This window comes from Paenibacillus sp. FSL H7-0942 (genome assembly GCF_045040715.1).
Taxonomy (GTDB): domain Bacteria; phylum Bacillota; class Bacilli; order Paenibacillales; family Paenibacillaceae; genus Paenibacillus; species Paenibacillus amylolyticus.
Genome location: NZ_CP150279.1, coordinates 5937208 through 5961347, shown reverse-complemented (window position 1 = coordinate 5961347; position 24140 = coordinate 5937208). Strand labels below are relative to the sequence as shown.

Annotated in this window: 25 protein-coding genes; 22 read left to right on the top strand and 3 right to left on the bottom strand. The window is 46.0% G+C overall.

All coding sequences use genetic code 11. The features are described 5' to 3' along the window. Positions 1–73 precede the first annotated feature (73 nt). The 9 genes from MHI48_RS26350 to MHI48_RS26310 all read left to right on the top strand — a co-directional run bounded on the left by MHI48_RS26350 (position 74) and on the right by MHI48_RS26310 (position 8068). Positions 74–739: a response regulator transcription factor gene (locus tag MHI48_RS26350; protein ID WP_051447024.1), complete on the top strand. Its 666-nt coding sequence runs from the start codon at positions 74–76 to the stop codon at positions 737–739. Further along, positions 736–1668, top strand: a complete 933-nt coding sequence (locus MHI48_RS26345) for a sensor histidine kinase KdpD (RefSeq protein WP_076328867.1) — start codon at positions 736–738, stop codon at positions 1666–1668. Before MHI48_RS26350 ends, MHI48_RS26345 begins: the two co-directional genes overlap by 4 nt. Positions 1669–1794: 126 nt before the next feature. After that, positions 1795–2718 (top strand): ABC transporter ATP-binding protein, encoded by a 924-nt coding sequence (locus tag MHI48_RS26340; RefSeq protein WP_036606847.1) that lies wholly within the window; start codon positions 1795–1797, stop codon positions 2716–2718. Continuing rightward, the gene (locus MHI48_RS26335; RefSeq protein ID WP_076328868.1) at positions 2711–3409 is read left to right on the top strand and encodes an ABC transporter permease; all 699 of its coding nucleotides are present in this window, start codon (positions 2711–2713) and stop codon (positions 3407–3409) included. Before MHI48_RS26340 ends, MHI48_RS26335 begins: the two co-directional genes overlap by 8 nt. A 105-nt stretch (positions 3410–3514) precedes the next feature. Beyond that, positions 3515–4327: a bifunctional hydroxymethylpyrimidine kinase/phosphomethylpyrimidine kinase gene (gene thiD / locus MHI48_RS26330; protein WP_017692191.1), complete on the top strand. Its 813-nt coding sequence runs from the start codon at positions 3515–3517 to the stop codon at positions 4325–4327. Positions 4328–4576: 249 nt separating this feature from the next. Beyond that, positions 4577–5257, top strand: a complete 681-nt coding sequence (locus MHI48_RS26325) for a response regulator transcription factor (protein WP_036606855.1) — start codon at positions 4577–4579, stop codon at positions 5255–5257. After that, positions 5254–7002: a cell wall metabolism sensor histidine kinase WalK gene (locus tag MHI48_RS26320; RefSeq protein WP_036606856.1), complete on the top strand. Its 1749-nt coding sequence runs from the start codon at positions 5254–5256 to the stop codon at positions 7000–7002. Before MHI48_RS26325 ends, MHI48_RS26320 begins: the two co-directional genes overlap by 4 nt. Positions 7003–7023: 21 nt before the next feature. Then, on the top strand, positions 7024–7569 hold the full coding sequence (pssA, locus tag MHI48_RS26315) for a CDP-diacylglycerol--serine O-phosphatidyltransferase (protein WP_036606859.1): 546 nt from the start codon (positions 7024–7026) through the stop codon (positions 7567–7569). 13 nt (positions 7570–7582) lie between these two features. Then, complete coding sequence (locus MHI48_RS26310; RefSeq protein WP_036606861.1) at positions 7583–8068, top strand: DedA family protein; 486 nt, start codon at positions 7583–7585, stop codon at positions 8066–8068. Positions 8069–8564: 496 nt separating this feature from the next. On the opposite strand, the gene MHI48_RS26305 is transcribed toward MHI48_RS26310, so the two are convergent. Beyond that, positions 8565–9218 (bottom strand): transcriptional regulator, encoded by a 654-nt coding sequence (locus MHI48_RS26305; protein ID WP_076328870.1) that lies wholly within the window; start codon positions 9216–9218, stop codon positions 8565–8567. 914 nt (positions 9219–10132) lie between these two features. Next, the gene (locus MHI48_RS26300; RefSeq protein ID WP_076328871.1) at positions 10133–11323 is read right to left on the bottom strand and encodes a cation:proton antiporter; all 1191 of its coding nucleotides are present in this window, start codon (positions 11321–11323) and stop codon (positions 10133–10135) included. 375 nt (positions 11324–11698) lie between these two features. On the opposite strand from MHI48_RS26300, the gene MHI48_RS26295 reads away from it, so the two are divergent. From MHI48_RS26295 to MHI48_RS26270, 6 genes are all read left to right on the top strand, one after another. Beyond that, a complete protein-coding gene (locus MHI48_RS26295) occupies positions 11699–12271 on the top strand; it encodes a DUF420 domain-containing protein (protein ID WP_074096493.1) in 573 nt (190 codons plus the stop codon). Positions 12272–12344: 73 nt separating this feature from the next. Next, positions 12345–13088, top strand: a complete 744-nt coding sequence (gpmA, locus tag MHI48_RS26290; RefSeq protein ID WP_076328872.1) for a 2,3-diphosphoglycerate-dependent phosphoglycerate mutase — start codon at positions 12345–12347, stop codon at positions 13086–13088. A gap of 216 nt (positions 13089–13304) precedes the next feature. Further along, positions 13305–13475, top strand: coding sequence for a hypothetical protein (locus tag MHI48_RS26285; protein WP_017692200.1), 171 nt, complete (start codon positions 13305–13307; stop codon positions 13473–13475). Between the two features lie 180 nt (positions 13476–13655). Beyond that, positions 13656–14564, top strand: coding sequence for an aldo/keto reductase (locus MHI48_RS26280; RefSeq protein WP_076328873.1), 909 nt, complete (start codon positions 13656–13658; stop codon positions 14562–14564). Between the two features lie 85 nt (positions 14565–14649). Then, positions 14650–14976 carry a thioredoxin family protein gene (locus MHI48_RS26275; RefSeq protein WP_017692202.1) on the top strand — a complete coding sequence of 109 codons (327 nt, stop codon included), beginning with the start codon at positions 14650–14652 and terminating at the stop codon, positions 14974–14976. A gap of 222 nt (positions 14977–15198) precedes the next feature. Then, positions 15199–15381 carry a hypothetical protein gene (locus tag MHI48_RS26270; protein WP_036606873.1) on the top strand — a complete coding sequence of 61 codons (183 nt, stop codon included), beginning with the start codon at positions 15199–15201 and terminating at the stop codon, positions 15379–15381. Positions 15382–15662: 281 nt separating this feature from the next. Here MHI48_RS26270 and bacA read toward each other — a convergent pair whose 3' ends face one another. Then, complete coding sequence (gene bacA / locus MHI48_RS26265) at positions 15663–16472, bottom strand: undecaprenyl-diphosphate phosphatase (RefSeq protein ID WP_017692204.1); 810 nt, start codon at positions 16470–16472, stop codon at positions 15663–15665. A gap of 214 nt (positions 16473–16686) precedes the next feature. Here bacA and MHI48_RS26260 point away from each other — a divergent pair, with 214 nt between their 5' ends. From MHI48_RS26260 to MHI48_RS26230, 7 genes are all read left to right on the top strand, one after another. Further along, the gene (locus MHI48_RS26260) at positions 16687–17319 is read left to right on the top strand and encodes a TetR/AcrR family transcriptional regulator (RefSeq protein ID WP_036606875.1); all 633 of its coding nucleotides are present in this window, start codon (positions 16687–16689) and stop codon (positions 17317–17319) included. Between the two features lie 114 nt (positions 17320–17433). After that, complete coding sequence (locus MHI48_RS26255; protein ID WP_036606877.1) at positions 17434–18285, top strand: ABC transporter substrate-binding protein; 852 nt, start codon at positions 17434–17436, stop codon at positions 18283–18285. A gap of 32 nt (positions 18286–18317) precedes the next feature. Further along, positions 18318–18962, top strand: coding sequence for an amino acid ABC transporter permease (locus MHI48_RS26250; RefSeq protein WP_017692207.1), 645 nt, complete (start codon positions 18318–18320; stop codon positions 18960–18962). 16 nt (positions 18963–18978) lie between these two features. Further along, positions 18979–19725, top strand: coding sequence for an amino acid ABC transporter ATP-binding protein (locus tag MHI48_RS26245; protein ID WP_036606880.1), 747 nt, complete (start codon positions 18979–18981; stop codon positions 19723–19725). 230 nt (positions 19726–19955) lie between these two features. Then, complete coding sequence (locus MHI48_RS26240; protein ID WP_036606882.1) at positions 19956–20378, top strand: OsmC family protein; 423 nt, start codon at positions 19956–19958, stop codon at positions 20376–20378. A gap of 325 nt (positions 20379–20703) precedes the next feature. Continuing rightward, positions 20704–22494, top strand: coding sequence for a sensor histidine kinase (locus MHI48_RS26235; protein WP_076328874.1), 1791 nt, complete (start codon positions 20704–20706; stop codon positions 22492–22494). Next, entirely contained in the window at positions 22487–24085 is a 1599-nt protein-coding gene (locus MHI48_RS26230; protein ID WP_036606887.1) for a response regulator transcription factor, read from the top strand. Before MHI48_RS26235 ends, MHI48_RS26230 begins: the two co-directional genes overlap by 8 nt. The last annotated feature ends 55 nt before the right edge of the window (positions 24086–24140 follow it).

Below are 24140 nucleotides of genomic sequence, written 5' to 3'. Positions count from 1 at the left end.
TGTTCATGTTGGAGGGAAACATGTGTTAAGTCACCGCTTGTTGCTTGTTGAAGATGATCGTTCAATTAGTGAGATGGTCGGGCCATACTTGGAAAAAGAGGGCTACGACGTCACTTATGCATATGACGGCTTAGAGGCAGAACGTCAGTTCAGCCAGTCACAACCCGGGTATGATCTGGTTATTCTGGATCTGATGCTGCCCCGCAAAAGTGGGATGGATGTGCTGCAAACCATTCGGGCAGTCAGTCTGGTACCTGTGCTCATTCTGTCTGCGAAGGATGGGGAGGTGGACAAAGCATTAGGTCTGGGCTTCGGTGCAGATGATTACTTGAGCAAACCTTTCTCGTTAATAGAACTGACTGCCCGCATCAAAGCTGCGATTCGCCGCGCCAATTATACTACTCAGCCTGTGGCTGAAGTGGCTAAAGATCAACGTATTCACATTGGAGGACTCGTAGTTGACATGGAGACGTACGAGGTGGAACGTGAAGGTACACCCGTCAAGCTGACATCCAAGGAATTTGGAATTCTGAAGCTGTTGGTTACCCATCCTGGCAAAGTGTTCACCAAGGCGCAGATTTACGCTTCCGTCTGGAACGATCACTATTATGGAGACGAAAATATCATTAACGTACATATGCGTCGTCTGCGTGAGAAACTGGAGGTAGACCCTTCGGCTCCCCAGTATATCAAGACACTCTGGGGCATCGGGTATAAGCTGGAGGCGGAGCAGGGATGACACTGATTTTTGCCATCACGACGGGTATTCTGGCCATTGCCTTCATTGTATTGTGGTTGAAATTCCGGAAAAGAAACCAACACCTGACCTATATTCATCAGAAAATATCCGATATTTTGGATCAAGGCACCTTTGAGCGCTTGCTTGTATTCAATAGTGATGAACAAGTCAGTCAGCTTCTGAAAGACATGAACCAGCTGCTGGATCATGCGCACCGCGCGAAGGCTGGTTATACGAACCAGGAGAAGGAGATGCGTAATATGCTCTCCAACATTTCTCATGATCTGAAAACGCCACTCACGGTTGTGCTGGGTTATAGTGAGACCTTACTGCACAGCCCATCATTGACCGATCAGGAACGGAAGATGATGACGGAGAAAATACAAGATAAGGCGCAGGAAGTGCTGCGTTTGATCCATTCCTTTTTTGATCTGGCGAAGCTGGAATCCGGAGATACGGAACTGGTACTTAGTCGGGTGAATTTAAGTGAATTATGCCGGTTGAAGATGCTTTCCTTTTATGAAATGTTGACGAATCTGGGGTTGCACGTGGAGCTGGAGATACCTGATGGTGATATCTTCGTGCAAGCGAATGAAGAAGCATTGGACCGTGTGCTGGATAATCTCATTACCAATGGAATGAAATATGGAGCAGAGGGTAAGGTACTGGGACTTTCACTTGATCATTCAACAGGTGCACCTGTGACGTTACAGATCTGGGATCAGGGAAAAGGGATTCCTGAGAGCGAGCATAGCCGTGTGTTTGAACGCATGTATACACTGGAGGATTCCCGCAATCGACTCTATCAAGGCAGTGGCCTGGGTCTGACCATTACGAAACGGCTAGTTGAGCGGATGGGTGGAAGTATTCACTTGCATAGTGTGCCACATCAACGGACTGTATTCTCGGTTACCTTAAAGGCTTGGTAGACCCTGCGTTGGCATGTCCGGTCAGACTTAAGGTTTTTGTAAGATTTGATTAATAAAAAAGAAGACTTTTCTCTTTACAATATAGATATAGGAACCCGGACAGGGGACGTAAAGGAGAACAAGACGATGAATTATATCGCACGAACAATAGATGTGACCAAAGTATATGAAGGGGTGGAGGTTGTATCCAACGTCAATATGAATATCAAGCAAGGTGAGATCTATGGATTCCTCGGTCCGAATGGTGCTGGTAAAACAACCATCATGAAGATGCTCACCAATCTCGTCAAACCAACCACAGGGGAGATAGAACTGTTTGGGGAGAAGCTAACGCCGACCTCCTATGAAGTGCTGAAGCGAATGGGCAGCATTATTGAATATCCTTTTTTCTACGATAGACTCTCTGCTCGCGAGAATCTGGAGCTTCACTGTGAATACATGGGATTCTACAACAAAAAGATCATCGACAACACTATGGAAATGGTAGGGCTGAAGGATACGGGCAAGAAACCGGTCAAGGACTTCTCCTTGGGCATGAAACAGAGGCTGGGACTGGCTCGTGCACTTATAACCACACCAGAACTGCTCATTCTGGATGAACCAATCAACGGATTGGACCCTGTAGGGATCCGGGAGATGCGTGATTTGTTCAAGCGCCTTAGCAATGAGTATCGCATTACCCTGCTGGTCTCCAGTCACATTCTTGGCGAGATAGAGCAGATTGCGGACACAGTTGGTGTCATTCGCGGCGGTCGCTTGGTGGAGGAAGTATCGATGGAGAGCATTCGTGGAAGTCAAAATGAGTACATCGAGTTACAGGCGGTGGATATCCGCAAAGCGACCTATGTCATTGAACACCAGCTTGGTTTGAGTAATTATAAACTGGTTGATGACCAAACGTTACGCATCTATGATCCGGGAATCATTCCATCGGAACTGAACACCAAGCTGATCCAACACGGCATTGAGATCGAATCGATATCCAAACGGGCTCATTCCCTGGAAGAACACTTCATGAAGCTTGTGAAAGGGGATGAAGACGTTGCTTAAACTAATCAGACTTGAGATGCGGAAGCACCGTTTTGCACATAATTTTGCAGGTGCAGGTATTGCCAGCATAGCCATTCTTCTTTTCCTGATCATGATTGGATTCGTGGATGTGGGAGCAGAAGATTATGCCTATGCCGATTACCAGACCGCCTTTATGATTATTGATACGTTTGTGAGAGCGACCTTTATCATATTTGCAGGAGCTTTATTATCCAAGCTGGTGATCAGTGAGTATAGAAATAAAACGATGAACGTCATGTTCACCTATCCCATCCAGCGTCATAAAATCATCGCTGCCAAATTGATTATCGTGTTTGGTTTTACATTTGTGATGATTATGGTTAACGATCTGTTCATGGGCTCACTATTGTTGATTGTTAATCAATTCTACTCCTTCATTCCTGAATCACTGACGAATCGGGATATATTGGGACTTCTGGTGAAGTACAGTATAAGTTCTTTATCGGCTGCGTGTATGGCACTCATTCCCCTATTCTTCGGTATGCGTAAGCATTCTGTTACAACTACAATGGTCTCGTCCATTTTGCTGGTTTCGATTGTCTGCTCCGGATTCAACGGGTCGGAAGTTTCCATTCATTCTCTTATTATTATTCCTCTGACCCTTGGAGCAATAGGGATATGGATTGCTTCGATGTCCATGGTTCGTCTGGAGACAAAAGATGTGAACTGAATCATTCGGAAAACCATGCTCTGTATGGCTTCAGATGCCATTGACATCCGCTCGTACAAGGGATAGGATAATGTCAACTGAGACACGAAGGAGAATGCAACTACCATGACGATTCCAAAAACATTAACAATAGCTGGTTCGGACACGAGCGGCGGTGCAGGTATTCAAGCTGATTTGAAAACTTTTCAGGAGCTGGGTGTGTATGGCATGACCGTACTGACTACGGTTGTGGCAATGGAGCCCGAAACTTGGGATCACCAGGTCTTTCCTGTTGAATTAAATGTGGTTGAAGCGCAGCTTCGCACGGTTCTGGACGGCATCGGTTTCGATGCAATGAAGACAGGTATGCTCGGTTCTGTAGATATTATTGAACTGGTAGCAAAACATATTCGCCGCAGCGGTCTGCCACAGATCGTTATCGATCCGGTAATGGTCTGCAAAGGTACAGACGAAGTACTGCAACCGGAAAATACGGAAGCGATGATCGAATTCCTGTTGCCAGGTGCTGATCTGGTTACACCTAATCTGTTCGAAGCATCCCAACTGGCGAAGAGCGGACCTATTCGCTCCAAGGAACAAATGGAAGCAGCGGCAGCAGCAATTCATGCCCATGGCTCGAAACATGTTCTGATCAAGGACAGAGGTGTCATTAGCCCGGGTAAAGCAATGGATCTACTCTATGATGGAACCAACTACGAATGGTTTGAAGCCGATGTTGTCGGCTCCGGATATACTCATGGTGCGGGCTGCACAACGTCTGCGGCGATTACCGCAGGATTGGCTCGTGGTCTTTCAGTGAAAGAGGCTGTTCGTGAAGGTAAAGCCTTCGTGACCAAAGCGATTGCCGGCGGATTCCCGCTAAACCGTTTTGTTGGCCCGACACTGCATGTGGCACACCGTCTGGAGCAACAACGTTAAGTGTTGCCAGGGAGCGCGCAGTAGCGCATCAATTCTGGATAACACACTTCGATTTCATTCAAGTAGCTGTCAATGAGCAGGAGCTTGCTCGTTGATGGCTTCTTTTTTATGCGAATTTTTATAAAAAATAGTAACTTTTGGCTTATATTAATCGTATATATCATGGGAGCATTCCAAAACATGTGTGGACACATGAACGACACATGGAATAGGTATGTTATCATCAGAAATCTAAAAGGAGAGTCGGCCATGATCAGAACAGTGCTTCTGGTGGAAGATGAAAGCCGCATTCGTGAGATTGTGGCCGATTATTTCATAAAAGAACAATGGAACGTCATAGAAGCAGAACATGGAGTACAGGCACTGGAACTGTTGGCTCTGCATGAGGTGGATTTGGTTATTCTGGATGTTTTGATGCCTGAAATGGATGGATGGACGTTATGTGGGCATATTCGATCCCAATCCACCGTACCTATTATCATGCTGACTGCACGGTCCGAGGATGACGATAAAATTCATGGATTTCAGCTGGGCGTAGACGATTACGTTACCAAGCCGTTTAGTCCACGTGTGCTGGTTGCACGTGCAGAGACATTAATGAAGCGTGTTGAAGGTGCATTTGGACGAGAGCAGGGTGTGATTCGCTTCGGACAGGTAACCCTTGATCCATGGGCCAGACGTCTGGAGAAGGACGGAATTGAAGTGGAACTTGCACCAAAGGAATATGATCTGTTGCTTTATTTGGTACGTAATGCAGGCATTGTGTTGTCCCGGGATGCCATTTTGAATCGGATCTGGGGATTTGATTTTGAAGGGGACTCACGTGTTGTAGATACCCACATCAAGAAGCTGCGGAGCAAATTGGGTGATGAAGCCAAGTGTATCCGGACGGTGATTGGCACTGGATACCGTTTCGAGGCAGAAGCATGAGAAGAAATGGAGTAACGATGAAGCTTTTCCTGGTCATGGCAGGATGTCTGGTTCTTCTATATGGGACGACGGTTTTTGCCCAGTTGGTCTGGTTCCCCGACTTCTATCAGCATCAAAAGGTCAGCAGTATGAAGAAAAAGCTGTCCAAGTTCGAACAGCAATACTCCAATGGGCATTGGAGTGATTTACAGCTAGCCAAGGAGACCGGGAAGTTCATGCGTCAGAATCAATCACATCTGGTCATTCTGACGAATACCGGAAGACTGGTTAATGACCCGTTCCACATTACGTTGCTTCAAGAGGATGGAAGTCAAGTGAAAGTGTCCTTGTCCTTGTTTATCAATAGTGAGAATGCTGGCTGGATTACATCCCATCTGAAATATGGGCAAGAACTGACGGTGAAAGGTCCGGCCAGCGAATCCATGGTCTATCCATTCAAAATCCAGGATGCCACTTCTGCCGCATGGGGAACAGAAAGCTTTCAGGAATCAATTGAACCGGTAAAGGAATGGTCAGGCGTATTAACCGAGGTAGTTCTTCCCAATCTGGCAACGTGGAGTCAGAGGCAGGGACTGCTGGTGCAAGCACTGGATAGCCGGTTCCCATTATCTACCGAAGACCAACTTGCCTTGGCGAATGGCAAAATGCTCAATGAAGAATGGATGGATAGCTGGAGCGGTGTTCGCAATGTCATCACCATTGCTCCAGTGCATCGTTCCGGACCCGAGCAACAACTGATCTTTTCGCTCACCTCTCTACAGGAGATGAGGGAAGCGAATGAGGCAACACGTTTGTTCTATGCGTATTTCGGCATAGGGGCATTTATATTGATTCTGTTGCTGGCGTTACTCCTGTCCCGAATTATTACGAAGCCGCTCTTGGCGTTGAACCATGTCGCCAAGAAAATGTCTACGCTGGATTTCACGGTGAAATCACCCATCCGGCGTAATGATGAGATCGGGAGTCTGTCTAACAGCCTCAATGCCTTATCGGGAACCTTGGGTCAGACACTGGAAGAGCTGAGGCAGGCCAACACGCAGATGCGTACAGATATGGAAATGAAGCAGGAGATTGAACAGCGTCAGCGCAAGTTTTTTGCCGATGCATCACATGAACTTAAGACACCAATCAGCATTATTAAGGGATATTCTGAAGGGCTGAAGGATGGCGTCAGTGAGAGCAAACGGGAGCGTTACATTGAGATCATTGCCGATGAGACGATCAAAATGGAAACGATGGTTGAAGAGATGCTGGATCTGGTGCGACTGGAATCCTCAGCGGTTCAATTGAATACGGATGCTGTTGCACTGGCTGACATGATTGAAGATATCGCCGGCCGTCTGGGTCCGCAACTGAAGGACAAAGGATTGGATGTAGTGCTTGTATCCACAACAGAACAGACGGTTGAGGGTGACCGAAGCAAACTGGAGCAAGTTATTTTCAATATCATGATGAATGCTATACGTCATGCGATACCACATACCGATATAACTATTGAGATTAGCAGGCGTGAAGGTTTTGTCCATATTTCCATTGAAAACAAGGGTGAGCACATTGCTGAAGCTGAGCGGCAGTATATATGGGAGAGGTTCTATCGGGTAGAGCGCTCACGTAATCGTAAAATGGGGGGGACCGGGCTTGGTCTGGCCATTGCGAAGCAGATTCTTGATCTGCATGGGTGCAGTTATGGAGTGGAGAATACACCGGATGGAGTCCGTTTTTATATTATTTTTCCTAAAGCCTAGTACGAAAGGGAGTCAAATATTATGAAGTCTTTACCATCGATTTTAACCTTGGGGAATCTGAGTTCAGGCATGCTGGCAGTCATTATGGCTATTCATGGTGAATTTGCCCTGGCTGTGATGATGATATGGGTAGCGATGTTCTTTGATCTGTTTGACGGGTATGCGGCTCGTAAATTGCATTGTGAGGGTGAGTTCGGCAAGTCCTTGGACTCGCTTGCGGATGTAGTTTCATTCGGAACAGCACCCGTGCTGATTCTGTACCTGAATTCCATGATTGAAGTGAGTGTGCTGGGGATGGCACTGACTGCATTGTTTCCGATTTGCGGTGCTTTGCGTCTGGCCCGTTATAACTGTCAGAAGACAGCAAGCAGTGGTTTTGTCGGAATGCCGATTACATTTGCGGGAGGTCTGATGTCCTTTTTCGCACTCTGGAGTCCTTATTTCACACATGGTGTAGCCTATCTTGTCATTATTGTATTATCCGGTCTCATGGTGAGCCAAATCCGATTCCCGTCTCTAAAACAAGTGCTAGCCTCACATGAGAAGGATATTGTGGAACCGAAATAAGGAGCGAGTCAGTATGGAATTTGCAAAAGAATTTATTGGTCAATATGGTTATTTCGCAATATACGGACTACTGGCTCTTGGCGTTATTGGCATGCCGATTCCGGATGAGGTGATGATGACTTTTGTTGGTTATCTCGCCTCCATCTCGGTATTGAATTACTCCGTATCCATCGCCGTCAGTTTTGGTGGTGCATTTACCGGAGGGCTGCTTAGCTACATGATTGGCAAAAAAGCGGGCAGGCCGCTGGTTGAAAAATACGGTAAGTGGGTTGGCGTTAATGCCAAACGATTCAGCAGGGTGGAGTCGTGGTTCCTCAAATATGGGTATTGGTCCATCATCCTGGGTTACTTCATTCCAGGCATTCGTCATCTGATGTGCTGTTTCTCTGGAATTAGCAAGATGGCAATTGGCAGGTACGTAGTTGTATCGGGCATTGGTGCATTCGTCTGGTGTGTTGTCTTTATCTCGATTGGTTTTTATGTTGGTGTGCTAACTTAAAATGGGACAGCCTGTTGTAACAACAGGCAAGGATGGAAGACCTCTTGAGTGTAAGGTGGTCTTTTTTTGTTTTTCTATATATGGTCGGAGACCTCATTCTAAGTAATTTAATCGACTACAAGTAACTTACCCTTGGAGCTGTAGGCTAGCCCGCAAGCTATTTCAAGTAAATTCTAGCTCAGAGCTATTCCTCCGTGTAAATCTCCATGTAAACTCGATATTGATGAAAGTATCTGACACTCCAGTATCTAAAGTGGTTCGCAATTAGGTTTAATAGTAGTAACTCCAAAAGTTTAGGAGTCATTTCTAAAATTCTAACGAACTCAGGTGAGCTTATTATCGAGATAAGAGGCATGTTGGAATTCTAACGAATCCCAGCAAACTTATTTCACGAAAAGGCCCGAAAAAGTGCCCTGATCTACTTCATATCATCACAATAAGATGTCCTGAGTTCGTTAAAAAATCGATATGTACGATATCAGCGAAATAGAGTGTCTCATGTTCGTAAGATATACGTTCGATATCGTTGAGCGCCACTAGCGACATGAAATACTTGTTGATCGATCAAGCTGTGAAGAACTCTTCGAGCATGTTGATCCGTGATTCGCAGGTGTGTTGCTAGTTCCGAGGGGGCAAATGGACGGATGATGCGTCTGGCATAACGAACAGTCTCGGCTTCTAGCCAATTTAAGGATGTGGGAACGTCCGTAGCAATGAATTTTCCCATAAAAGAGAGCACAAGCTGTTGGCACCGTTTTGGTTCGTCTTTAATGGAGAGATACGCGATCGGCAGAAAAATCCAATCATCAAGTGTTAGCAGACAATGCCGCCAGCATAAATCTTTAAAGCGCCGTACATCCAGATCACGGGCATGTGGCCCGTATCCCTGAATCTCAATACCTCCCTTAACGCCGTTACCTGGCGTGTATGCAAGATCCAGATACCGATAGCCGTTATGAAAGTCTCGAACTTCCCATTCGGGTTGCAAATGGTTAAAGTTTTTCATCACCGGAAACCAGACTGAACGCAAAAATTCCAACGTGCCATGTTCAAGTCCATTTTCTAGTCTGGACAGCACTCTGGGGTTCGTTTCCTTCTCCAGAAGGGAGTGCATCCAAACTTCGTAAGCCTCCTCAAAATCAATGCTCATCGTCTTCATCTCCTCTAAAAATAAAATAAACGAACGTGAACGGGATTCAGGTCGTCATGTCAAAATAAAAAAAGCCGCTCTGACCATTTCCAACCTTCGCGTTGAAGGGGAGAATGGATCAAAGCGGCGTGTGCTTCACGACCGATATGTTACATTTCTAGATCAAGTATAGCTTTAAATATGGAATGATTTCAATACCTTTTCCAATAGAGGATATCTCAAGCCAAGGTCTGAATGCCAGAACGAGACTGGACGTATTCCGAGCTAGTAGGTGCTACACTTTAAATGTGTGAGAACGGGTCCCTTAATGTGCGAGTAAGCGATATAGACGCTGTAAAAGTAGATTATTCTCGCCTTCAAGGCTGTTTACATTTAAATTAAGTTCTTCGTACCGCGGGGTATGCGTCTTCTCTTGCTCATGCTTGGAAAGAAGCGTAGAGCGGGCAATAAGAGCTAAGGAATCTGAGACGTCTTATTCAGGGCGTTGAAGCACTCGCAGAAATGTAAGGAACCTGAGAAACGTTATTTCGGAATGTACAGCCATTTTCAGCGTTTTGTTATGAAAATTTGGGAAATAAGGTGTCTGATGTTTCTTACAATTGAAAAAGAGAGCCAGAGGACCAAATAAGATGTACTGGGTTCCTTAGAAAAAATGAAGGGTTATTCTTAAGGCGCAGCCGGCCTACATTTCAGGAATTTTACGCCCGTTGATGCTTCAAGACCGTGTTAGTATGTGTGACGACTGGATGCCTTGGGTGTGCCAAATGCGAAAAGCTAAAAGTGCAGCATATCATCAAGACACAGCTTACCTGAGTCGCAAGACACTCATAGTAATTCTAGGGACACAACTGAAGTCTAGAGTTCAGAGTGCCACAATGGAATCTTTATTGTTAAGTTTTGAACTGAGACATACCTCACCCGTTCAAATGAGAGTCTTCAATTCCTTTTTCAACCCGCTGCTCCCCTTTTTTACGTGCAAAGGTGATTTTGAGGAGTGGCGGAGTAACCAGTGTAGTCACAATAACCATGATCACAACGCTGGTAAAGTACTCCGAATCAAGCAAGCCCGAAGCAAGTCCGGTCGAAGCAATAATTAGAGCAACTTCCCCTCTGGAGATCATGCCTGCACCAATAGCAATAGAAGAGGAACGGTCGAACCCGGTCAGCCGGGCACCAGCTCCACCACCGATAAGTTTGGTAACAATAGCGATAAGGCTTATAACAACAATAAACCAAATCTGTGAACCCACACCATCAAAAGTGACATTTAAGCCGATACTGACAAAGAAAACCGGGACAAATATTCCGTAAGCAATCGGCTCGATTTTAGTTTCAACCTCATGTTTGAATTTGGTTTGGGAGATCGCGATACCAGCGGCAAATGCACCAATGATTCCAGCAACACCCATCCACTCTGCAAAGTACGAGAAGCCAAAACAAATAATCAATCCCGCAGTAATGACGGTCTCGGTAACTTTCAGTGGTGCCATCCACTTCATGATGCGTGGAACAAGGAACCAGCTGGCAGCGATGATGATCACAAAGAATAACAGCTTCTTGCCGATAAGCAGAGAAATCGAAGTGTCTCCTCCACCAGTACCCAGCAAGCTCATCATAACGGCAAGAATGACAACGACCAGGACATCATCAACGACAGCTGCTCCAAGGATGGTTGTACCCTCACGAGAGCTGAGTTGATCCATATCCTTCAACGTCTGAACCGATATACTGACGGAAGTAGCACAGAATAAAAGTCCAAAGAACAGCGCGTGTGTCTGTGACATACCAAATGCTATGGCTGAACCGTATCCTCCGATAAAAGGCAAAATAATACCGCCGACCGCTACCGCAAAGGCCGCCTTCCAGTTTTTCTTTAACTGTTCCAGATCGGTTTCCAGTCCCGCAATGAACATTAACAGCAATACCCCGATCTCAGCCATATAATGTACGAAATCACTTTGCTGAACCCAACCGAGCAGCGCAGGTCCGAGGATGACACCGACAATCAGTTTCCCCAAAACGGATGGCTGGCCTAATCTTACGGATAGATCACCAGCAAGTTTGGTAAAGATTAAAATAAGTGCAAGAACCAAAATAAATTCCATAGGTGTTCTTCCCTCCAGTAGTAGCGTCTATAGGTTAACCAACCCAAGGGCGATCCATCCTCCGCTTCAAACAGACAAAAAGGCACAGAACGGCATTAGCAGAGTGCCGTTCTGTGCCTGAAAAAGACAAAGAGGGGCCCTTGGTGACAGGCTCCTCCAGTTTCAACGCGTATGTGATTAATTGCGTTAATTATACCACAAATGAAGGATTCGGTAAATGGGAGCCGGATTGGATTTGAGTGAAAATAGCCGCAAAGGGGCATTTTATAGGGGAGTGAAGCGGTTTTTGTTCAGAGTGTTGTCACTTAACAGCCCGGAATTGGCGAGATATAATGATATAGAACATAGAAGTTAGGATATGAGGAGGATTTTGCATTGGGCAAAAATAACAAAGGGGAGCCGAACATTCAGTCCCCGACGAGTAATAAAAATTTCGCAGGCATCATTATCACGATTTCCATTCTCGCTAATGTCATTATTTTATTATTGTTCTTCGCACCGTCGATTGGTTACAAAGGTGATGTAACCTTTGATATTACGGTGTTGCCGCGGTTTAATGCCGTGTTTAACAGCTTTACCTTCATCTTCCTGCTCGCAGCGCTTATTGCGATTATTAAGCGGAATGTGAAGCTGCACAAACGATTTATTCTTGCTGCATTTTCAACAACACTGTTATTCCTCGTGACCTATCTGACGTTTCATTACCTCTCACCAGAGACGTCCAAATACGGCGGCGAGGGCATCATTCGTTCGATCTATTTCTTCATTCTGATTACCCATAGTATACTGGCAGCCCTGATTGTTCCATTGGCGTTGTTCACACTTGTGTGGGGTTGGACGAATCAATTGAAGAAACACCGCAAAATTGCACGTTGGACGATGCCAATCTGGCTGTACGTCAGTTCTACAGGTGTCGTGGTATACCTGATGATGGCACCATATTATTAATGTGATGAACGTTTCATTGTGCTAATTAGTTTGACTTGCGGGTAATGTTTCCATGGAAGGAGGGTTCACATTTATGTACAGAGTTGTTTTGATTCGCCATGGACAGAGCATGTGGAATGTAGAGAATCGTTTTACCGGATGGACAGATGTGGATCTGACGACGGATGGTTACGCAGAAGCACGTAAAGCAGGTAAGATCATGAAGGAACAGGGATTTGATTTTGATTACGCCTATGCATCCGTGCTGAAACGTTCTATCCGAACACTCGATATTGCGCTGGATGAAATGGACCTCATGTGGATTCCTATTACGAAGACTTGGAAGCTGAATGAACGCCATTATGGTGCACTGCAAGGACTGAACAAACAGCAGACTGCTCTGAAGTACGGGGAAGACCAAGTAAAGGAATGGAGACGATCCGTGAACGTATCTCCCCCTGCACTGGACGAAACCGATGACCGATATGTGCAGGATCTGGACAAGTACAAGCGGCTCGGATGCACCATCCCTTTTACGGAGAACCTAATGGATACCTCGAAGCGTGTTCTGGAGTACTGGAATGCGGAGATTAAACCGATGGTGTCTGCTGGCAAAAGAGTGCTGATCTCTGCGCATGGGAACACGCTCCGTTCACTCGTCATGCATCTGGACCAATTGTCCGAAGCAGACGTGATGGCGCTCAATATCCCAACGGGCATTCCGCTTGTCTACGAATTGGATGAAGATCTGCATCCCATCGGACACTTTTATCTGACCGCGGATGGTTCTACCTACAAACATGAAGAAATGACCCATGTGGCAACGCCATCTGATTAATTGGACATGGACGTTTGTCTTGATTGTACGAAAGCTTGTATGATTTATCTCGTTGGGTTGATGTTTCAACAGGACGATTGGAAGATGACCGCTGAATTTTTATTCGGAGGTCATCTTTTTTTCTGCGATCAAGCCTGTACTTCGTTTCGTTTTGCTCCCACAGGGTAATTGTCAAACAAGACACGATGTACATTTATCCTGAAGGAGGAGAAGCACATGTCTAAAAGAAGAGGAATTATCATGACGGCTATCGGCGCAGGTGTGACTTATCTGATGAGGAACAAACAAGCAAGAGATAAGCTGTTTAGCACTGTCTCGGGTATGATGAAAAACTCCAATTCGTCCAATGGAACAAGTAAAACCAGACCACGTGTGGAAGTGAAATAGATTGCGATAGTTCGTTTATCGATTGAATTTAAATGATGATCATGAGAAACCTGGAGATGAAGTCGTTCCAGGTTTTTTTGTGCAGTTGAAAACTACCCTTTGTTTCGGTGAGGCATGCGATTTTTGCCAGTAAGAATGATACAATGGATACTTGCAGAACGTATGGAGGGAGATGCACATATGAAGAAAAATCGTCTGGGTACATCCGAACTGATGGTGTCTGAGATTGGGCTGGGATGTATGTCACTTGGAACTGAAATGGAGCACGCTGTGGGCCTGGTTCATGAGGCTCTGGATCATGGGGTCAATCTGTTGGATACAGCCGATCTGTATGACGAAGGGCGTAATGAAGAGATTGTAGGACAAGCTATTAAAGGGCGTCGGGACCAAGTCATTGTGGCGACCAAAGTAGGTAATCGTCGTCTGCCTGGCAAAGAGGGCTGGTCATGGGACCCGTCCAAAGCCTACATTAAGCAGGCTGTACATGAAAGTCTGAAGCGTCTGCAGACCGATTACATCGATCTGTATCAGCTACATGGCGGGACCTTGGACGACCCCATCGAAGAGACGATCGAAGCGTTTGAGGAACTGAAGAAGGAAGGACTTATCCGATATTACGGAATTTCCTCCATTCGTCCCAATGTGATTCGGGAGTATGTAAAGAGGGCATCCATCGTCAGTGTGATGAACCAGTACAGCATTGCTGACCGCAGAGCGGAAGAAGAAGTGCTGCCTTTATTGGAACAAAAGGGGATCAGCGTAATTGCCCGTGGACCAGTAGCTAGCGGTGTGCTTGCCGATTCCGGATCTGCCAAGGCAGACAAAGGTTATCTGGACTATACGCCAGAGCAACTATATACCATTCGGCAAGGGCTAAGTCGTCTTGTTACAGACCAACGCAGTATGGCTCAGACGGCTATTCGCTACGCGTTATCCCATCCTGCCGTAGCAGCTGTTGTCCCTGGTGCCAGTTCAAGAGAACAGTTGTTGCATAATATTGCTGCTTCGAATTCGCCTGAACTCACCCCTGCGGAAATTCAGGAAATACGAGAACTCAGTCCCGCTAATCTGTACAAGCAGCATCGTTAACTCCATTAAGCCTATTTTCAATTGTAACTATACGAGGTACAATGAAGATCAGCCAAAAAAGGAACATATAAGGGAGAGAAGACATATGGAAAGAATTCAAAGTGAACAGCAATATTTGGATACAATTAACTCTGATGGTTTTACCGTCATTAAATTTGATACAACCTGGTGTCCGGATTGCAAAAACCTGGATCGTTTTATCGGGGATGTTATCGACCAACATACGGACAAAACCTTCTATGCCCTGGATGCAGAAAAGTTCCAGCCGTTTGCCGAAGAGAATGGTGTACGCGGCATTCCAAGCCTGCTCGTCTTCCAGAACGGCAAGAAAATCGCACATCTGCATAGCAAATGGGCTAAAACACCTGCTCAAATCTCCGAGTATCTGGAGACGCTTGAATCCAAAGTTTAAGTGTACGAGACTCAGCAGCTTGTCTAATTAATTTAGCTAAGGAGACCTCTTCTTGTCCTGCGACAGGAAGGGGTTTTTCTGTTTCATTCCAGCCCGCATGATGTGCATTCAAATGTGCATTTGAATAACTGAAGTTGAGAAACAGCGCTTGTTTAGAATTTGTTCAGTGCTCCCATGTATACTGTGAGAACAAACTGAATATTTGGAGTGAACAAGATCCGTATGAAGAATGAAATTTTTGAAGAAATGCACCAATTAAGTCACAATGATGACCGAAGATACCGATTGTTGATGATCGGGGTGAAGCAATTGCTGCAGGAACAAAAGGAGAATAGATATAATCTGCGTGAGAGATTGAAGAGTCGAAAGAAACACCGGAACTTTCAAGTAAAAGAGTGGTACTAGCCAGACTGCTTTTCAGAAGTGAACATAAATATGGTTGTCCATGATACATAGTAAACCTAGTCGGCATCACCAATGATCCAACCCACTAAAGAAGGAAGTAATGAAGAATCAGACTTCTTCTAATTACGGATGTTCCTGTCTCTGGAGCAGTAACAGAATCGTGAAGCAACAGAAACATGAAGTAAAGGAAGTATAGCAATATAAAATATGGCGGCCTCGCTTCCCAAGGGAACGTGAGGCCGCCATTGATTTTGCCTGTCTAATTACTTGAATTGTAATGCTTACATCAAAATAATAAAGAACACGGCTGCCAAGACAAAGCGATACACAGCAAAGACGGTCAGGCTCAATTTTTTCAAAATGGACAGGAACGTCTTGATCGCAAGCATGGCGACGATGAAAGCAGCGATGAATCCAATCGCGAAGATTGGGAAATCACTGCCGTTCAGGTGATCGATACTTTTGTACAGGTCATATCCCGTAGCACCAATCATAATTGGCACAGACACGAGGAATGTGAACTCCGCAGCGGCTACACGGCTTACCCCTGCAAAGAGACCGCCTGAGATCGTTGACCCGGAACGGGAGAAGCCTGGCCACAACGCCAAGATCTGAAATATACCCACCGCGAATGCCTGTTTGTAGGAAATATCATCGACATCATGGGTAGTAATCCGCCCACTCTTCCGGCTCCAGCGTTCGGCTACGATCATCAATATACCACCTATAACGAGGCTGTACAGCACTGTTTCCGGACCAAACAAATGTGCTTTGATCCAGTCGCGGAATACAAGTCCGATGACTACGGCAGGAACCATCGCCAGGAAAATATGTCCCAGATTGAGGCGGCGGGAGTAAGGCCTGCTCCCTCCGGTGAAGCGGAACATATCAATGAATTTGTTCCAATACAGTACAACAACAGCAAGTACAGCTCCGAGTTGAACAACCACCTCAAACGTTTTGACTGACTCGTTGTCCTCCGATAAACCCAGCAAATGGGCAGTCAGAATCATGTGTCCAGTAGAGGACACGGGCAAAAACTCAGTCAAACCTTCGATGATGCCCATAATAATGGATGATATAATGTCCAATTCTCTTCCTCCTTGAAATGCAGGTGACAGCACAGGCTGTCCTGCTTGACCATGCCTGTTCATTTGAACAAGGCTATCACCTATTATGATCACAAATGCACTCAACTTCAACTTATGCTTGTAACCATTTGTTTAAAACTATATTGACAAAAACCTAGTTATCCCATAGGATATAACTTAACTGACTGACTGATCAATCGGGAGGGTTACATGAATGACCAAAATTAACGGTTTGGAACCCGGTGAAGAACGCCGGGACCAAATAATACGCATAGCGATGGAACGTTTTGCAACCCAAGGTTACCATCAGACGAAAATTTCCGATATCGTCCGCGAGGCTGGTGTGGCGCAAGGGACATTCTACTGGCACTTCAAGAGTAAAGAAGCCATTGCTTCGGAGATTGTCTTAACGGGCAAGGAGAAGTTACTTGAGTCGATTGGACAAGGGTACCGCAAGGATGCCGGATCAGTAGAGGATATGGTGAAAGCATCAGAAAGGCTGTTCACTGACTTGTTTTTGTTTGCCGCGCAGAATCGTTATTTTATGGAACTGTTGCTCAAAGGCATCGTGACGGAAGAGTCCGTACAACGCCTGGTCGAGGAGACACGTAATGCCGTGGAAACTGCGTTTCGTCACAATATGGAACGTGCCATCGAACTCGGCATGTTGCCTAAGGGCATGGATGTTCCACTTCGAGCAGCCCTATTGGTAAGCATGATTGAAGGCATGATATCACGCTGGTTGTTCGGTTCCGATGAGTTACACAGCAAATTTTCAGCCATGACAGCTTCATCGCTGGCAACTGAAGCAGCAAGCTTTGAGTTTTACGGACTGCTAGGCACATAAGATTCACATGATTAAACAAATAGCAGGGAATAATGGGTACAACTGCGGTTTAGTCACAATAAAGTAACCCAATGTACATCCAGATTAATACACGACTGAGAGGAAGTTAACGTAATGAACAACACATATGGATCGAAAACTCGTAAAGGCTGGTCTTTGACAGCAATTCTGCTGATGACCGTGCTGGTACTTAGTGCTTGTGGAAGTAAAGCAGCAGACAATGGAAGTACAAATGGTGCACAGGCAAGCAATGAACTGGAGCAAATCAAGTCTGCTGGCGTTATCAAAGTGGGCATGATGGGCACATACGCACCGTACAACTTCCTGAACGATAAGAAAGAAATGGACGGCTATGATGCCGATATCGCACGTGAAGTTGCGAAGCGTCTGGGTGTAGAGGTTGAATTTGTATCCCAAGAGTTCTCCGGTCTGACACCAAGTCTGCAAGCGAAGAAGCTTGATGCCATTATCAGCCAGATGACGATTACCGATGATCGTAAGAAAGTACTGGATTTCAGTGATCCGTATATTACGAACCAAGTTAAAATTATTGTAAAAGAAGACAATAACGATATTACCAAGCTGGAAGACTTCAAAGGTAAGACGATTGGCGTAGGTCTGGGTACAAATGATGAATCATATCTGCGTAATGAAGTGTTGCCAAAAGTGGGAGACTTCACGATTAAAACCTATGACGATGTCATCTCTTCACTCAAAGATCTGAATGCTGGGCGGATTGATGCAACAATCAACAATATGTACGCTCTGAAACCGATTGTGGATGCCAACGGATTGAAAATCAAAGCTGTAGGTGAAGCTATTAAGAGTGACCAGGCAGGTATTGCTGTTCGCAAAGACAATCCGGAACTTGTAGCAGCATTAAATGATGCTCTCAAAGGCATGAAAGATGATGGCACGTACAATACCATTTTCAAAAAATGGTTTGGTGAAGAGCCTGCGCAATAATGAACCTGCAAGGCGAAGGGAAGATTTGACCCATGGAACTGGTATTTGAGAATATCCCCTTCTTTCTGAAGGGGGCTTATTATACGCTGTATGTAACTGTGATCTCCATGTTTTTTGCGTTCATCATCGGGGTGCTTGTTGCGATTGCTCGTCTGAAGGGACCGATGTGGCTTAGGTTGATCGCAAGGTTTTATGTATCCATCATGCGGGGAACCCCGCTGCTGGTGCAATTATTCGTTATTTATTACGGATTGGTCGATTATGGAGTGACCTTGGGATCACTCACCGCAGCATGTCTGGGACTGAGTCTGAATGCAGGTGCGTTTCTATCGGAGACGTTCCGTGGAGCCATTCAGGCTGTGCCTAAAGGACAGACTGAAGCTGCATATGCAACGGGAATGACCCCGGCTCAAGCGATGAGACGGATTATCTTCCCGCAGGCTGTGCGCATTGCGATTCCGCCGATGGGGAACACGTTTATTGGCATGTTGAAGGAAACATCACTTGTGGCGGCGATTGGTGTTACCGAGTTGTTGCGTTCAGCACAACTGCTGGTATCCCAATATGCATTGAATATGCCTTTTTATCTGGCCATCGGTGTGATCTACTGGATTATGAGTATCGGCTTCTCGGCCATTCTGGAACAAGTGGAGCGCCGGTTGGCCCGGGCTTACTGATGGGAGGAGAGAACCGATGATTACAACAACTGGACTTACCAAACGTTTTCAGAAAAATGAAGTACTTACGAACATCGATCTGCATGTCGATGCCAAAGATATTGTTGTATTGCTTGGCCCAAGTGGTTCAGGCAAAAGTACCTTGCTGCGCTGTCTGAATGGGCTGGAAGAGCTGTCCGGAGGACAGATCGAAGTGAACGGCATTGTGGTCAACAGCGCAGATCCGCTGCGAGTCCAACGTGCCCGGGTACTGGAGATTCGTCGCCAGACCGGCATGGTATTCCAGCAATTTAATCTGTATCCGCACAAGACAGTGCTGGGTAATGTGATAGAAGGCCTTGTTACGGTGAAAAAAATCAAAAGGGACGAGGCGGCTGAACGCGGCCGGATTCTTCTGGATCGGGTCGGCTTGTCGGACAAGCAGGATGCGTATCCATCCCGATTGTCCGGTGGACAACAGCAGCGGGTCGCCATTGCGCGTGCACTCGCGATGGAGCCGGAAGTGATGCTGTTTGATGAGCCAACTTCAGCTCTTGATCCTGAATTGGTCGGAGAAGTGCTTTCCGTTATGAAGGAACTGGCAGAGGAAGGCATGACGATGCTGGTTGTGACACATGAATTGAAGTTTGCCCGTAATGTGGCGAACAAAATCGTCTTTATGGCGGACGGGTCAATTGTGGAAGAGGCAAGTCCACAAGCCTTTTTTGAACATCCAACGCAAGAACGCACCCGTCGTTTCTTGCAACAGATTACTGAATTCTAATTACATTACTACAATTTACTGATTGATACGATCGATTATAGCGATAAGCTGCTGAGTGAAGGGGACGGAATCGATTCTGAAGAAGCGTAGCGCTCGCCTTTGTCTCCGAATATTGTCCTTTGTGAATAAAAATCAAAAATATTTGGAGACAACAGCGATCGGAAGAACGAGCCGTACCCGGAACGGATTTCTGCAAATCGTAAACTATTGTAAGAAAGAAGGATAACATCATGAATGTAACAACCGTATGGAAAGGCAAACGCGCGTTTACTTCCGAAGGACCCTCTGGCTACGCCGTTGGCATGGATGCCACTGCTGCTTATGGTGGTGACAGCAAGGGTGCGACCCCGATGGAATTGTTGCTGGCGGGTCTCGGGGGCTGTATGGGAATCGATATTACGATGATTCTGGACGCTTTCCTGGACAAAATTGAGTCGATTGAGATTGAAGCGCAAGGCACACGCAGTGAAGAGATGCCCAAAGGCTTCACATCCATTGATCTGATCTTCAAAGTCGATGGCGATATCCCGGATTATCGCATCTGGAAAGCCATCCAGATGGCTGAGGAAAAATATTGTGCAGTTTCCGCTTCGCTGAGCGCCGATATTCATCCTAAACTGATCCTCAATGGGGTAAGTACACCTCGTCCTTAATAACATATGAGTAAATCTGATACTGAGAGGCACTTCCAATCGTGGGAGTGCCTTTTTTTGCTTTTCCAACACTTCAACAGGGATTTCGCCCATCTAGGAGTCACTAAACTTCTGTCAGTAGAAAATAATTCGGTAAGCCCGGTCGCCATGTTAATGGCGGCTTCTTCTACTAGAGGTAGGTTGGCTTGCAGCCTGGCAATATAGTACCCATTGCAATGACAATCCGAATTCTGACGGTTCTGTGGTATGATTAATTCTGAGGACAGAACATCCTGATCCTGCTGTTTATATGTAAGCGCTTATACAGATGACGGAAGGTGCAGACATGTTGAAAAGGTTGATACGAACCACTAATAATCTCAAATTAAAGCATAAATTGCTCATTTCCTATGTACTGGTTGTCATGATTCCGGTCCTGATTGTTGGTCTTGCTGTGACCAGTTATTTTCGCCAGCAAGCCCTGGACAATGCGATAGGACAGACGATCATCAATGTGGACAAGATCAAGAGCCAGACGGCAACCATGCTTCGTGTACCAACCGATATATCCAATCTTTTAATGTTTAATGCGGATCTTAAGGAGATCGTAAATAAACGGTACAAGAGCGTTGTGGAGTTAACCTCAGCGTATCTTGCATACAAAGACTTTCAGGAGTACAGGCGTTTGTACCGTGAGATAGCAGGCATTCGTTTTTACTCGACTAACCCAACATTGATCAACAACCTCGAATTCATCCCGGTAGACAAGCAGACGGAAGAGAGCTACTGGTACCAACAGGCACTGAAAACAACCAGCATCGGGTGGTTCTACATCCCAGACAAGGAAGATAATCCTGTACACAAGCTCAGCCTGGTGCGCAAAGTACCTTTTGCCGAGTATCGGACCGAGGGCGTGTTGATGATTGTGATCAATCAGGATGAGCTGAATGGATTATTGCGTCAGGAACAGTTTGAGACGATGATTACGGACGAGCAGGGGTATGTGGTTGCAGCCAAGAATACCGAACTGGTAGGAAAAACGCTGGACGAGCTTGATTTTGGCGTTGATCTGCAGAATCAGGCGAAAGGCACCATAGAGGGTGATTTCCGGGGGGAACCATCTAATATTGTTATTGATGAGCTGGGCCCTGGATCGAGTATGAACAGCCTGAAGGTGATTTCGGTTTTTGCCACCAAAAATATCGTCAAAGACGCCAACACGGTCAGCTTGATCGGCATGATTTTTATTATACTGGTGCTGGTGATCGCCCTACTATTCGTATATATCATCTCGTTCCTCACTTCCAATCGATTGCTCCGGCTGAGTAAACACCTCAACAAGCTTGCATTAGGAGACCTGAACGTGACTTCACGAATTGATGGAAACGATGAGATTGGGCAACTATCACGACAGTTCAACTATATGGTGAAAAGTATCAATGAACTCATGACGCAGGTGGTAGAAGCGACCGAACAGAACAATCAATTGGAAATCGCCCAAAAAGAGATTAAACTGAAAATGATGGCGAGCCAGATCAATCCACATTTCTTGTTTAATGCACTGGAGTCCATTCGGATGAAAGCGCATATTAAGGGAGAAGCAGAGATTGCTAACATCGTCAGGCTGTTGGGCAAGCTGATGCGCAAGAGTCTGGAGATTGGCAGTGGAAAAACAACCTTCCGGGCTGAACTTGAAATGGTACGTTCTTATTTGGAAATTCAGAAATTTCGTTACGGCGACCGCCTTGCATTCCAGATCCATATCGATCCCGAGGTGGAGAAGATGTACATTCCGCCTTTGATTATTCAACCTTTGGTTGAGAATGCGATTGTCCATGGTCTGGAGAACAAAGAGGGCACAGTCCGTGTTCATATAAGTATTCGTTTAGTAGAGAACATCGTGCAGATCCGTGTGGATGACAATGGTGCAGGTATAACGCCAGAACGACTGGCTGAGGTGATGCAGTTTATCTGTGGACCGGAGGAACAGGAGAAGAGTCGGATCGGCATGCGTAATGTACATCAACGCTTAACATTGACGTACGGCGAGCCATATGGAATACAGATTAAGAGTGTATATGGGGAAGGAACAGAGGTTTCTTTCACTTTGCCAGCAGGAGGGGACCAACATGTATAAAGTGTTTTTGGTGGATGACGAACCGAGCATACGTGAGGGACTGACAACCATTATTGAGTGGGAAAAATACGGATTCCAGGTCATCGCTACAGCTGCCAGCGGGCGTGAGGCCATCTCCCGGTTTGAGGAATTGGAGCCTGATCTGACGATTATTGATATTCGCATGCCCGGTATGACCGGGCTGGATGTGATTGAAGAAGTGCGCCGGAATCATCCGGATTCGCACTTTTTGATATTAAGTGGTTATGCAGATTTTGATTATGCCAAAAAAGCCATCAGTTTTGGTGTGGATGGTTATCTGCTCAAACCGGTGGATGAAGAAGAGATTATTGGTGAACTGGAGCGTATTGCTACAATCCTGACCCGTGAACGGGAGACAATGGCACGTCATGCTGGTGAAGATACCGTCTTTAGGGAGCATCAGATCGAGGCTTTGCTCTTTGACAGTCTGGAGGGTGCGGGTAGCATGGAAGAAGATAGCCTGGGGCTGCACTGGCCTCACTATCAGATTGTGCTGCTTGAGATGCATGTAACCCCTGATCTGCAACGGGGAAGTGTTATGAAACGCAAACTGATTGAAGCATTTGACCATAAAGACCGAGGCATTGTATTCTCGTTCCATTCTGGTCTGGGGCTGTTAAGTAAGGAAATAATCACATCCGAGTCATCAGCAAGAAATCTGTATGATGAGCTGGAAGGACTGCTAGGAGAATGGGAGGTTCACATGTACGGTGCTGCGGGAGAACCTGTACATTCCACTTCTGAAATTGCGCGGTCATACACGCAGGCGAATCGTTTACTCGGGGAACGCTTCTTGTTCACGGAGCAACGCATCATTCTGTGGACTGAAGGTAGCGAAGGCGAAGGCGTTGTTAGACCAGAAGTTGAAGCTGTGGACGGAGCACATGAGCCAGTTGAGGACGAACTCGCGGACAAACTGTATTATGCGTTAGACATCCGCAGTAGTGAGTCCGTTATGCGGGTGCTGGGTGAGATGGAAGAGCGCCTTGTTCCATATCACCGAACAGAGCAAGCGATCAAGACGGCGTTCTCACAGGTATTTTCCCTGGCGTTCAACAAGCTTGCGGCGACGAATCAACATATGCACTCCATTATGCAGGAACATTCGGTTCTGATTAATGAAGTCTATCATCAATTTACGATGTCTGATCTCAAAGTCATGGCATCGGAACATTTGAATCGACTTATTCAACGTATGGGTGGGGGAAGCAAGGATACTGTATTGAAACAGATGATTGAATTTATCCAGCGTAACCCTGGCGAGAATCTCAAGCTTGAAGTACTAGCAGAAGTGTTTAACTATAACAGCAGTTACTTGGGTAAGTTGTTCAAGAATCATACTGGAGAGTATTTCAATGCATTTCTGGACAAGGTTCGTATGGAAAAGGCCAAGGAATTGCTGGACGAAGGACTGAAGGTTCATCAGGTCGCGGCGAGAGTGGGATATGCTAATGTGGACTACTTCCACGGCAAATTCAAGAAGTATGTAGGGGAGAGCCCTTCCGCTTACAAACAGGCCAGAACCCAATCATCAATTAAAGGAACGGCTACAGATATAAACGAGGAATAAGTACGGAGTGCTGGGCTTTGCCCCTGCCTATTGTGTAAAACGTTTTCGATACTCC